This window comes from Neorhizobium sp. SHOUNA12A (assembly GCF_023006505.1).
Lineage (GTDB): Bacteria > Pseudomonadota > Alphaproteobacteria > Rhizobiales > Rhizobiaceae > Neorhizobium.
The window spans coordinates 25,051-36,350 of sequence record NZ_JALBGV010000062.1; the positions used below are offsets into that span (position 1 = coordinate 25,051).

General features: G+C 62.5%; 11 protein-coding genes. 6 read left to right on the plus strand and 5 right to left on the minus strand.

Features of this window, described 5'->3' with window-relative positions:
* Positions 1-69 precede the first annotated feature (69 nt).
* Positions 70-297, plus strand: a complete 228-nt coding sequence (locus MOV63_RS23210) for a hypothetical protein (RefSeq protein ID WP_247037255.1) — start codon at positions 70-72, stop codon at positions 295-297.
* A gap of 51 nt (positions 298-348) precedes the next feature.
* On the opposite strand, the gene MOV63_RS23215 is transcribed toward MOV63_RS23210, so the two are convergent.
* Complete coding sequence (locus tag MOV63_RS23215) at positions 349-1,275, minus strand: LysR substrate-binding domain-containing protein (protein ID WP_247037257.1); 927 nt, start codon at positions 1,273-1,275, stop codon at positions 349-351.
* A gap of 110 nt (positions 1,276-1,385) precedes the next feature.
* Here MOV63_RS23215 and MOV63_RS23220 point away from each other — a divergent pair, with 110 nt between their 5' ends.
* Positions 1,386-1,619, plus strand: coding sequence for a hypothetical protein (locus MOV63_RS23220; RefSeq protein WP_247037259.1), 234 nt, complete (start codon positions 1,386-1,388; stop codon positions 1,617-1,619).
* On the opposite strand, the gene xdhC is transcribed toward MOV63_RS23220, so the two are convergent.
* The 4 genes from xdhC to MOV63_RS23240 all read right to left on the minus strand — a co-directional run bounded on the left by xdhC (position 1,593) and on the right by MOV63_RS23240 (position 7,599).
* Positions 1,593-2,426 (minus strand): xanthine dehydrogenase accessory protein XdhC, encoded by an 834-nt coding sequence (gene xdhC, locus MOV63_RS23225; protein ID WP_247037261.1) that lies wholly within the window; start codon positions 2,424-2,426, stop codon positions 1,593-1,595. The genes MOV63_RS23220 and xdhC overlap by 27 nt on opposite strands.
* Positions 2,427-2,628: 202 nt before the next feature.
* Positions 2,629-4,965 carry a xanthine dehydrogenase molybdopterin binding subunit gene (gene xdhB / locus MOV63_RS23230; protein WP_247037262.1) on the minus strand — a complete coding sequence of 779 codons (2,337 nt, stop codon included), beginning with the start codon at positions 4,963-4,965 and terminating at the stop codon, positions 2,629-2,631.
* A gap of 313 nt (positions 4,966-5,278) precedes the next feature.
* On the minus strand, positions 5,279-6,751 hold the full coding sequence (xdhA, locus tag MOV63_RS23235) for a xanthine dehydrogenase small subunit (RefSeq protein WP_247037265.1): 1,473 nt from the start codon (positions 6,749-6,751) through the stop codon (positions 5,279-5,281).
* A 71-nt stretch (positions 6,752-6,822) separates the two neighbouring features.
* Positions 6,823-7,599, minus strand: a complete 777-nt coding sequence (locus tag MOV63_RS23240; protein WP_247037266.1) for a 3-hydroxybutyrate dehydrogenase — start codon at positions 7,597-7,599, stop codon at positions 6,823-6,825.
* 273 nt (positions 7,600-7,872) lie between these two features.
* Between MOV63_RS23240 and MOV63_RS23245 the strand changes: the two genes are divergently transcribed.
* From MOV63_RS23245 to MOV63_RS23260, 4 genes are all read left to right on the plus strand, one after another.
* Positions 7,873-8,220: a YidB family protein gene (locus MOV63_RS23245; protein ID WP_038544407.1), complete on the plus strand. Its 348-nt coding sequence runs from the start codon at positions 7,873-7,875 to the stop codon at positions 8,218-8,220.
* A gap of 48 nt (positions 8,221-8,268) precedes the next feature.
* Entirely contained in the window at positions 8,269-8,724 is a 456-nt protein-coding gene (locus MOV63_RS23250) for a hypothetical protein (RefSeq protein ID WP_038544406.1), read from the plus strand.
* A 115-nt stretch (positions 8,725-8,839) separates the two neighbouring features.
* Positions 8,840-10,333, plus strand: a complete 1,494-nt coding sequence (glpK, locus tag MOV63_RS23255) for a glycerol kinase GlpK (protein ID WP_247037268.1) — start codon at positions 8,840-8,842, stop codon at positions 10,331-10,333.
* Between the two features lie 111 nt (positions 10,334-10,444).
* A partial coding sequence (locus MOV63_RS23260) for a D-alanyl-D-alanine carboxypeptidase family protein (protein WP_258719281.1) occupies positions 10,445-11,300 on the plus strand: 856 nt, incomplete at its 3' end.

The following is an 11,300-nucleotide window of genomic DNA, read 5'->3' on the forward strand; positions in this document are numbered from 1 at the left end:
CGGCAATTTTCGGCGCAATCTACCTCCACAATCATCAAATGAAAACGGGGTATCCCGTTGGAGGCAAGGATGTTTTCGATCCTCAACCGGCCGTTCGAGCAGTTTCTCCCGAAGCTCGGCATTGCCGCCGCGATCGGCCGCCGTCTGGCTGTCCGCCGCAACACCCTCGATCTGGAAGAAATGCCGCAATCCTGGCAACGGGACCTCGGCCTGCTCGATGGCCGCGACAAGCGCGACCCCCGGGACGAAGGCGCCTTCCGTGCAGCGAGGCTTCTCTATTCGCATCGGAACCTTTGAAGTGCGCAGCGGCCCCCGGGCGGCTTGCTCGACGATCAGCTTGCCCGGCCTTTAAGCGACTGCCCCGGTCAGGTTTTTGCCTATGGTCGCGAGGTCATCGGCGAGCGCCGCCTGGATCCAGGTTGCAAAGGCCGTGACCTTCGCCGCATTTCGCCGCGCCGGCGGGTAACACAGCCAATAGGTCTTGCCCTCGCCGACGCAGATATCGAAGGGCTGCAGGAGGCGGCTGGATGCCAGATCCTCCTGGAAGAGGAAGGGGCTCAGCATCGCCACGCCATGGCCGGATATCGCAGCCCTTGCCTCCAGATCGAGCGCGCCAAGGGCGTTGAGGCTGGTGTGCCGGATCTGATGCGGGTCGATGTGGGCCGCCTCGAACCATTCGTGCCACCCGTCACGGGTGTCGGTAATCCAGGGCAGTTTCAAAAGATCGGAAGGCTGCCGGATGCCACCCACGCTTTCCGCCAGTCGCGGAGACAGCATGGGCGCATAGTTGAGCCGAAAGAGAGGATGGCTGATCAACCTGTCGGATGGCCGGGCGCTGATACAGATCGTGATATCGGCCGAACTATGGTGGTCGTTGTTATCCATCTGGCGCAGCAGGCGGACCTCGATTTGCGGGTGCAGGGCCTTGAAAATGTGGAGATGCGGCGACAGCCATTGCGCGGCAAACGATGGGGGCGAGTGGATTTCCAGCGTTTCCTCGATGCCGTTCCGCGTCGATTGCACCGCCTCGGTCAGCAGCGTGAAAGCCTCCGCCACCTTCGGAAGCAGCTTTTCGCCGGTTTCGGTGAGTTTCAGCGCCCGTGGGCGGCGCACAAAAACGGTGTCGCCGAGAAATTCCTCCAAGAGCCTGATCTGATAGGTGACCGCCGTCTGGGTCATGCCGAGTTCTTCCGCGGCGCGGGTAAAATTTTCCAGGCGCGCGACGGCCTCGAAGACCCGAAGTGCATTCAGCGGAAACCGGCGTGATAATTTCATCGATAAGTTCTCTTGATCGCGACCGACTGTATTTGAATTGGAATTTCCCGGCAATCGGCTCCATTCATGGTCGCAACCAATCAAGCCATTCTTGTCGATGTGGAGCAACCATGCCGTCCGCAAACGCCCATGCCTTGCCTTTGAAATCCTCCCGCCCGCTGTCCGCCTGGCGGCAGCTTCGCTGCTTTTTCCGCAGGCTCCTGCAGCCCTCGGGCCTGAGCATCCCGGCGCTGCCGGATGATCTGCGCGGCGATGTCGCGCTCCCGGAAGCCGGGTCGCAAAGCCGCGAGGCGGCATTCTGGGACGGAAAACGGCGCTCAGGCGGTCGGGATCTGCCGCTTTGAGGTCTGCGCCTGCCGAGCGGCGTAGGTTTCCAGCAGCTCGGCCGCGACAAGTGCTGCGATCACGGCCGGGCGCTTGTCCCTGACCGCCGTGCCGCCGATCGGCAGCACGAGGCGGGAGAGCAAGCCATCACCGCCGCCCTCGCGCCTCAGCCAGTTGGCGAAGGTAGCGCGTTTGGTCCGCGAGCCGATCATGCCGACATAGGTTAGATCGGCGCGTGCCAACGCGCGCTGGGCGATCAGGAAATCCAGCGCATGGTCGTGGGTGAGGATGATCGCCGCGCCGCCAGCCGGGATCTTGTCCACAAACGCTTCCGGCATGGCGGTCAGGTGTTTTTCCGTTTCGGCCGGCAGATCTTCCAGCGCCTCGGCACGGGTTTCGACGACGGTCACCGCGAAGGGCAGGGGAACCAGCGCCCTTGCGAGCGCCTGGCCGACATGACCCGATCCGAACAGGGTCACCGCCGGGCGATCGTCTTCCTCGTCGCGCAGGCGCCTTTCCAGCATCTCGGCGAGTTCAGGTGTCAGCGGCCGGAACGCAAGCCGGGTATGGCCGCCGCAGCACTGGCCGATCTCCGGCCCAAGCGGAATGTCCATCACCGCCTCGCCGCCGCCAGCCAGCATCGCCCGGGCATTGTCGATCGCCATATATTCGAACTGCCCGCCGCCGATCGTCCCCCAGATCGCCTTATCGGCGACAAGCATGAAGGTGCCGGCTTCGCGGGGCGTGGAGCCCTTGGCCTCGCGGATTTCGACGAGGACAGATTTTGGATGGGTGGTGATGAATGCAGGAAGAGTGAGTTCGCGCACTAGGCACCCCCCTCTGTCCTGCCGGACATCTCCCCCACAAGGGGGGAGATCGGCAAGACGTGGTGTCTTGCCCGGTCCTCAGCCTCATCTGTGACGTGAGCCCGCCGCACCGAGAGGGAGTGGGGCCTGGCCACATCCGATCTCCCCCCTTGAGGGGGAGATGCCCGGCAGGGCAGAGGGGGGTATGCCGCGGCCGCAGCCATCACATCGCCTTCAGCCGCTCGACCGCCATCAGCACCCGTTCCGGCGTCGCCGGCGCGTCGAGTCTCGGGCAGGCGGAATAATCTGCCACGCTCGCCACCGCCATCGACAAGGCCTCCAGCACCGAGATCGCCAACATGAACGGCGGTTCGCCGACGGCCTTGGAGCGGCCGATGGTCGGTTCGGCATTTTCCGCCCATTCGGCGAGTTGCACGTTAAAAATCTTCGGCCGGTCGGAGGCGAGCGGGATCTTGTAGGTGGAGGGCGCGTGGGTGCGGAGCCGCCCCTTGTCGTCCCACCACAGTTCCTCGGTGGTCAGCCAGCCCATGCCCTGCACGAATGCGCCTTCCACCTGGCCGATGTCGATCGCCGGGTTCAGCGACTTGCCGACGTCGTGGAGGATGTCGGTGCGCTCGACCATGTATTCGCCGGTCAGGGTATCGATCGAGACTTCCGACACCGCGGCGCCATAGGCGAAGTAGTAGAACGGCCGGCCGCGGCCCGCCTTGCGGTCCCAGTGGATGCGCGGCGTCTTGTAGAAACCGGCGGCGGACAGCTGCACGCGGTCGTAATAGGCGGCGCGGATGAACGTGTCGAAGGGTATGATCTCGCCGCCGATGCGCAGCCGGTTGGGCAGGAACTCGACCTTGTCGCGGCCGACCTTCCATTGGCGCATGGCGAAATCGATCAACCGTTCCTTGATCTGGCGGGCGGCATCATAAGCGGCCATGCCGTTGAGGTCGGTGCCGGACGAGGCGGCGGTCGCCGAGGTGTTCGGCACCTTGCCGGTCGTCGTCGCGGTGATCTTCACCCGGTCGATATCGACCTGGAACGTATCGGCCACCACCTGCGCCACCTTGGTATAGAGGCCCTGGCCCATTTCGGTGCCGCCGTGGTTCAGGTGGATCGAACCGTCATTGTAGATATGCACCAGCGCGCCCGCCTGGTTGTAGGCGGTCATGGTAAACGAGATGCCGAATTTCACCGGTGTCAGGGCGATGCCCTTGCGGATTACCGGGCTGTGCGAGTTGAACTCCAGGATCGCCTGCCGGCGGGCCTGGTAATCGCACGAGGTTTCCAGTTCGTCGACAATCCTCGCGATGATGTTGTCCTCGACGTCCTGGTGATAGGGCGTCATCGTCCGGTTGGAACCGCGCTGGCCGTAAAAATTCAGCTTGCGGATCTCGAGCGGATCCTTGCCGACCGCATAGGCGATCTCCTCGATGATCCGTTCGCCACCGAGCATGCCCTGCGGCCCGCCGAAACCGCGGAAGGCGGTGTTGGAGACCGTATGGGTTTTCAGCGGCTGCGAGGTCAGCCGCACATGCGGATAGAAATAGCTGGAATCCGCATGGAAGAGGGCGCGGTCGGTGACCGGGCCCGAGAGGTCGGCGGAAAAACCGCAGCGCGCCGCATAGATCGCATCGACCGCGTGGATACGGCCTTCCGCGTCGAAGGCGACGTCGTAGTCGACGCGGAAATCGTGCCGCTTGCCGGTGATCGACATATCCTCGTCGCGGTCGGGGCGGAATTTCACGGCCCGCTTCAGCTTCTTGGCGGCGATTGCCGCGAGCGCCGCAAACTGGTTGCCTTGCGTTTCCTTGCCGCCGAAACCGCCGCCCATGCGGCGGGTCTGGACGGTCACCGCATTGTTGGCCACCCCGAGCACATGCGCCACCATGTGCTGCACTTCGCTCGGATGCTGGGTGGAAGACCAGACGATCACCTCGTCGTCCTCGCCGGGGATGGCGAGCGCGATGTGGCTTTCCAGGTAAAAATGCTCCTGGCCGCCGATATACATGTGGTTCTGGACCCGCAGGGGTGCGTTCTCGATCTCGGTTTCCGGCTCGCCGCGCTTCAGCGTCATCGGTTCGACGAGATAAGGCGCGTCGTTTTCGCGGGCGCTGTCGATATCGGTCCAGTGCGGCAGGTCGCGGTATTCGATCTGGGCAAGTCTCGCGGCACGGCGGGCTTGGTCGCGGGTCTCGGCAATGACCGCAAAGATGATCTGGCCGTGGAACTGCACGTTGGTGGTGGCCAGCAGCGGTTCGTCGTGCTGGCCGGTCGAGGCGACGTCGTTGAAGCCCGGAATGTCCTCCGCGGTGATCACCCAGACGACGCCGGGTGCGCTCTTCACCGCCGAAAGATCGACCGAGACGATTTCCGCATGCGCCCGGTCGGCAAGCCCGAGGCCGCCGTGCAGGGTACCTGAGGGTTCCGGAATATCGTCGATATATTCGGCGGTTCCGGTCACGTGCTTATGTGCTGAATCATGTTTCAGCGACACGTGCATGCGGCCGTTGATGATCGGTTTGGTATCGAACGTGGTCTTGTCCATCAGAGGAGGCCTCCTTCGAACACGCTGCTCCCAAACGAAAGCGCGATCGCACATGTGGGTAGGAGGCGGTGCAGCGAACTCCCTCTGATCTCCCTCCTTGTGGGGGAGATGTCACCGAAGGTGACAGAGGGGGGTAGCGACGGTGCGGCGAATGAGGTGACTGAAGAGTATGCGGTAACACCCCCCTCTGCCCTGCCGGGCATCTCCCCCACAAGGGGGGAGATCGGACTGCCGCGCCGTCTTTCTGCTCTTAGATGCGAAATCCATCCCTTCGGGAGGGAGGTGAGTGCCAGATTTGTCGTTCTACCCACCATCACGCCTCCTCCAGCTCGAACCTGCGGAGTTCCGCAGGCGCTCCGGCGGTCTCGAGGAAAAAGCGGGTGAGCAGGTTGCGGGCGGTGAGGCTGCGGTATTCAGCGGTCGCCCGCCAGTCGGTGAGGGGCTGGTAATCCTCCACGAACGCGTCGCGCACGCCCGAGATGGTGGCCCAGCTCCAGACCTCGCCGAGAAGCGCCTTCTCGACATGTGTCGCCCGTTTCGGGGTCGCCGCCATGCCGCCGAAGGCGATGCGGATGGTCTCGACCTTACCTTCGGCATCGAGCACGAGATGGAAGGCGCCGCAGAGCGCCGAGATGTCCTCGTCGCGGCGTTTTGAGATCTTATAGACGGCGAAATGGCTGCCTTCCGCCGGGCGCGGCACGAAAACCTTCTCGACGAATTCGTTTAGCAGCCGGTCCTGCTTGCCGTAGCTCAGGAAATAATCCTCGAGCGCGATCGTCCGGCGGCCGGAATGGGAACGCAGCGTCAGTTCGGCACCGAGCGCGATCAGCGGCGGCGGAGTGTCGCCGATCGGCGAACCGTTGGCGATATTGCCGCCGATCGTCCCCATGTTGCGCACCTGTTGGCCGCCGATCCGGTCGATCAGCCGGCCAAGCGAGGGGATTTCGTCAGACAGTACGTCGAAAGCCTGGGTGTAACTGACGCCGGCGCCGATGGTGATGCCCGTCTCGTCCGCGCTTATCGACTGCAGTTCGGTCAGGTGGTTGATGAAGATAACCGGGTCGAGGAGCCGCATCTGCTTGGTGACCCACAGCCCGACATCGGTGGCACCCGCGACGATCGTCGCCTCGGGTTCCTCGGCAAGAATATCGGCAAAGGCGGCGACCGAGGCCGGCACGATCGAGCGGGCGCCATCCTTGGTGATGGTGATCGTGTCGTTGCCTGAATGGATGCCCCAGAGTTTCGCCATGATCTGGATACGGTCGCGCTCCAGCGGATCGAAGAGCGAACTCGGCCGATTGACGGAGATGTGTTCGGCCGCCTTGACGATCGGCTCATAGCCGGTGCAGCGACAGAGATTGCCCTGCAGCGCGCTTTCGATATCGGCGCGTGTCGGCGTGCCGTTGGAGAGCCACAGGCCGTAAAGGGACATGATGAAGCCGGGAGTGCAGAAGCCGCATTGCGATCCGTGGAAGTCGACCATCGCCTGCTGCACCGGATGCAGCGCGCCGTCACGGCCGGCCAGGTGCTCGACGGTCACCACATGCGTGCCGTGCAGGGAGCCTAGGAACCGGATGCAGGCATTGACGCTTTCGTAGCGCAGGCCGTGTTCCGTCAACCGCCCGATCAGCACCGTGCAGGCGCCGCAGTCGCCTTCCGCACAGCCTTCCTTGGTACCTGTCAGCCGCCGCCTCAGGCGAAGATAATCGAGAAGGGTTTCCGTCGGACCAAAATCTCCAAGGGTTATCTCTTCTCCATTCACGATGAAGCGGATGGCTTCGCTCATGTCTCTCCTTCGTCCGCCGTTGCCGGCTCTTGTATTCCGTTACCGGTCGGTCCGGTTACTGCTTTGTTCAGTTATTGGGCGGTCCAGCCGCCGTCTATCGAGATATGCGTGCCGGTAATGCTCTTCGCCGCATCGCTCGCGAGATAGATCGCCGCCTGCGCGACTTCATCGATCGCCACGAATTCCTTGGTCGCCTGCAGCCTCAGCATCACTTCGCTCTTCACCTCGGCTTCCGAAATACCGCGCTCGCGGGCGGTATCGGGAATCTGCCTTTCGACCAGCGGCGTCAGCACATAGCCCGGGCATATCGCATTCACGGTAATACCGAATTCCGCAAGTTCCAAGGCCGCTGTTTTGGTTAGTCCTAAAATACCATGTTTGGCAGCCACATAGGCGGATTTGAACGGCGAGGCGACCAGCGCGTGGGCCGACGCCACGTTGATGATGCGGCCCTTGCCGGTCGCCTTCATCAAGGGAATGCTATGGCGCATCGTGTGGAAGGCCGAGGTCAGCAGGATGGCGATCAGCTGATCCCACTTTTCCGGCGGGAATTCCTCGATCTTCGCGACGTGCTGAATGCCGGCATTGTTGACGAGGACGTCGACCGTGCCGAAGGACTTGACCGCGGTGGCGATCAGGTCCTCGATCTCGGCGGGCCTGGTCATGTCGGCACCGTGATAAAGCACCGTGCCGGGCCCAAGCGCATCGAGTTCGCGGCGGGTAGCCTCGATCGCGTCAGCCGGTCCGAAACCGTTGATCACCACATTGGCGCCCTCGGCCGCAAACGCCTTTGCAACACCGAGCCCGATGCCGCTCGTGGAGCCTGTGACGACGACGGTTCTGCTCATGCCCAAATCTCCCTGCGATCCAGCCTTCCGGGCGGCGTTCTGTTGCGCCGCGACGATCCGGGCAGGTTATGCCCAAATTCCGTGCGATGGCAATCAGGATCGCCGATCCTGGTCGTCGGGGAGATGCCGGCCGTTGCCGACCATGGATGGCGGTGGCGCAGCAGGCTGAACACCGCCGGAGCAGCGCGCCGGACAAGGCACATTGGTGATGACACCAAAACTTCGAACTGCTATGAGTTCCGGAAGGCGTAGCGAAAGACCTGGGAGGGTCACATGGGACTGTTTGATGGTCTTGGGAGCGTGATCAGCGATGCCTTGGGCGGCAAGCCGGTCAATATACTGGCGGTCGCCGAAAACATCTTTCAAAATGCCGGCGGCTTCAACGGGATCATCGCCCAGCTCAACCAGGCGGGGCTTGGCGAGCAGGTGTCTTCGTGGATCGGTACCGGCTCCAATCTTCCGGTTTCCGCCGACCAGATCAGGTCGGCGCTTTCTTCCGAGCAGGTGCGCAGCCTGGCAAATGCCTTCGGCATCAATGTCGATCAACTGCCCCAGCTTCTTGCAGATCACTTGCCGACGGCAGTCGACAAGGCGAGCCCGAACGGGGTTCTCCCGTCCTGACGGGGGCTCCGTAAACTTTCTCCTTAAATCAGAAATGTAGGAAAGATCATGTCTGGGAAATTGATTCTTGCTGCTGCCGGTACGATCCTTGCTGCCCTGACATTCTCATCGCCCGCCAGTGCGCTGACGATGAAGGAGTGCAGCACGAAATATCAGGCCGCAAAGGCTGACGGCTCCGCCGCCACGATGAAGTGGAACGACTACCGCGCCAAGTTCTGCGGCGCTGAAGCCGCGGTCGCGGACAAGGCCGACGAGGACGAAGTCGCAAAGACCGCCGAGAAGGAGCCGGAAAAGCCGACCATGGTTGCTCCGAAGGGCACCAAGTTCCCCAAGGCGGTCGACAAGAAATACGCAACCGAGACGCCTGCCAAGGGACGTCTGCACACCTGCGTCGACGCCTACCATGCCAACAAGGATGCCGGCACGCTCAACGATCTGAAATGGATCCAGAAGGGCGGCGGTTACTGGAGCCTGTGCAACACGGCCCTCAAGGCTGCAGGCTGATTGGATGCCGACGGACAGGGAAAGGCGCGTCGCGCCCTTCCTTTTCCGTTTGACAGGCTTTTGCCGTTTCTGTTCAAACCAGTTCCAAAGCATTGCATGAACTGGGAGGGACGGCATGGGTGGTTATGTTCTGGCGATCGATCAGGGGACGACTTCGACGCGGGCGATCGTGTTCGACGGCGACATGCGGATTGTCGGCATCGGCCAGAAGGAATTCACCCAGATCTTCCCGAAATCCGGCTGGGTCGAGCATGATCCGGAGGAGATCTGGGAAACTGTGCTCTGGGCGGTCGAGCAGGCGCTCAAAGAAGCCAAGCTGAAGGCCTCCGAGATTGCCGCGATCGGCATCACCAACCAGCGCGAGACGGTCGTCGTCTGGGAGCGCGAAAGCGGCAAACCGATCCACAACGCCATCGTCTGGCAGGATCGCCGCACCGCCAGCTATTGCGAGAAGCTGAAACGCCAGGATCTCGAAAAGCTGTTTACCCGCCGCACCGGGCTTTTGCTCGACCCCTATTTTTCGGGGACCAAGCTTTCCTGGATGCTCGCCAACGTGAAGGGTGCGCGGGCGAGGGCGGCCAAGGGCGAACTCTGCTTCGGCACGATCGACACCTTCCTGATCTGGCGCCTGACCGGTGGAAAAAGCTTCGTCACCGATGCGACCAATGCCTCGCGCACGCTGATCTACAACATCGCCGATAACCATTGGGACGAGGACCTCCTCGAAATCCTGCGCATCCCGGCCGCCATGCTACCGGAGGTCAAGGATTGCGCCGACGAATTCGGCATCACCGACGAAAGCCTGTTCGGTGCGGCGATCCCGATCCTCGGCGTTGCCGGCGACCAGCAGGCGGCGGTCATCGGCCAGGCCTGTTTCGAACCGGGCATGATGAAATCTACCTACGGCACCGGCTGCTTTGCAGTGCTGAATACCGGCGCCGACATGGTGCGCTCCAAGAACCGGCTGCTCACCACCATCGCCTATCGCCTGAACGGCGAAACGACCTATGCGCTGGAAGGCTCGATCTTCATCGCCGGCGCTGCCGTGCAATGGCTGCGCGACGGGCTCGGCATTATCGAAAGAGCTTCCCAATCCGGGGAGTTGGCGCAAGAAGCTGATCCTCAACAGGAAGTCTACCTGGTACCCGCCTTTACCGGCCTCGGCGCGCCCTATTGGGATGCGGAAGCGCGCGGCGCCATGTTCGGCCTGACGCGTGCGACCGGTCCTGCGGAAATCTCCCGCGCCGCGTTGGAGGCGGTTTGCTACCAGACCCGCGATCTCTACGACGCGATGCAGAAGGACTGGCGCAATGCCAACGGCAGCACGGTCCTGCGCGTCGACGGCGGCATGGTCGCCTCCGACTGGACGATGCAGCGGCTCTCGGATCTGATCGACGCGCCGGTCGACCGGCCGACCATTCTGGAGACGACGGCGCTTGGAGCCGCCTGGCTCGCCGGCTCCAAGGCGGGCGTCTGGCCGGACCAAAAAGCCTTCGCAAAAAGCTGGGCGCGGCAGCGGCGATTCGAGCCGCAGATGGATGAAAAGACCCGTTCTGCGAAAATCCGCGGCTGGAAGGATGCCGTCAGGAGAACATTAACAAATGCGTAAGTACTTATTTTCAATTAACCATTTATCGAGAATTAGAATCAAATGCGAAACGCGTCATTTTCGCACCATGTTCGTTGCCTTATCCTCATTGAGGACGGTAAGAGGGTAGGCATGTATCGAATTCCGCAGATTTTGGCATTCCTGTTGGTGCTTGGCGCCTCTCTGGCCATCAGCCGTTCGGCAGAGGCCGGTTATTCCCACTTCATCTATGACGCGAAGAGCGGCAAGGTTCTGGCGTCGGAAAATGCCGACGAGATCAACCACCCGGCATCGCTTACCAAGATGATGACGCTCTACATGACCTTCGAGGCGCTGCGCGAGGGCCGCCTCAAGTGGGACCAGGATATCGTCGTGACGCCGAATGCGGCGTCGAAAATTCCCTCCAAGCTCGGCGTGCCGGCGGGTCGAACGATCACAGTACGCGAGGCCGTGCTTGGCATGGTCGTGCGCTCCGCCAATGATGCCGCCGCGACGATGGGTGATTATCTCGGCGGCTCGGAAGACCGTTTCGGGGTGATGATGACCAAGAAGGCGCGGGCGCTCGGCATGAGCCGCACCGTGTTCCGCAATGCGTCCGGCCTGCCGGACGACGAACAGGTGACGACGGCGCGCGACATGGCCCAGCTGGCGCTGGCGCTGATCCGCGACTTTCCCAAGGAATATCAACTCTTTTCTTTGAAGAACATGGAGTTCCGCGGCAAGCGCCTGCGCGGCCACAACAACCTGATGTACCGCTATCCCGGCATGGACGGCGTCAAGACCGGCTTTATCAACGCTTCCGGCTACAATATCGCCAGCGCCGTCAATATCGACGGCCGCCGGGTGATCGGCGTCGTCATGGGCGGCAAGAGCGCCCGCAAGCGCGACGACCAGATGGCAGCGCTGCTCGACCGCTACGTGCCTGGCAACACTGCGGCACCCGGCGGTCTCGTGGCATTCCAAGCGCAGAAGCGGCCGGCCGAAGACA

Excerpts from the sequence above, each read along its gene's own strand:
- MOV63_RS23210 (WP_247037255.1), top strand. The coding sequence starts at position 70 with ATGTTTTCGATCCTCAACCGGCCGTTCGAGCAGTTTCTCCCGAAGCTC.
- MOV63_RS23215 (WP_247037257.1), bottom strand. The coding sequence starts at position 1,275 with ATGAAATTATCACGCCGGTTTCCGCTGAATGCACTTCGGGTCTTCGAG.
- MOV63_RS23220 (WP_247037259.1), top strand. The coding sequence starts at position 1,386 with ATGCCGTCCGCAAACGCCCATGCCTTGCCTTTGAAATCCTCCCGCCCG.
- xdhB (WP_247037262.1), bottom strand. The coding sequence starts at position 4,965 with ATGGACAAGACCACGTTCGATACCAAACCGATCATCAACGGCCGCATG.
- xdhA (WP_247037265.1), bottom strand. The coding sequence starts at position 6,751 with ATGAGCGAAGCCATCCGCTTCATCGTGAATGGAGAAGAGATAACCCTT.
- MOV63_RS23240 (WP_247037266.1), bottom strand. The coding sequence starts at position 7,599 with ATGAGCAGAACCGTCGTCGTCACAGGCTCCACGAGCGGCATCGGGCTC.
- MOV63_RS23245 (WP_038544407.1), top strand. The coding sequence starts at position 7,873 with ATGGGACTGTTTGATGGTCTTGGGAGCGTGATCAGCGATGCCTTGGGC.
- MOV63_RS23250 (WP_038544406.1), top strand. The coding sequence starts at position 8,269 with ATGTCTGGGAAATTGATTCTTGCTGCTGCCGGTACGATCCTTGCTGCC.
- glpK (WP_247037268.1), top strand. The coding sequence starts at position 8,840 with ATGGGTGGTTATGTTCTGGCGATCGATCAGGGGACGACTTCGACGCGG.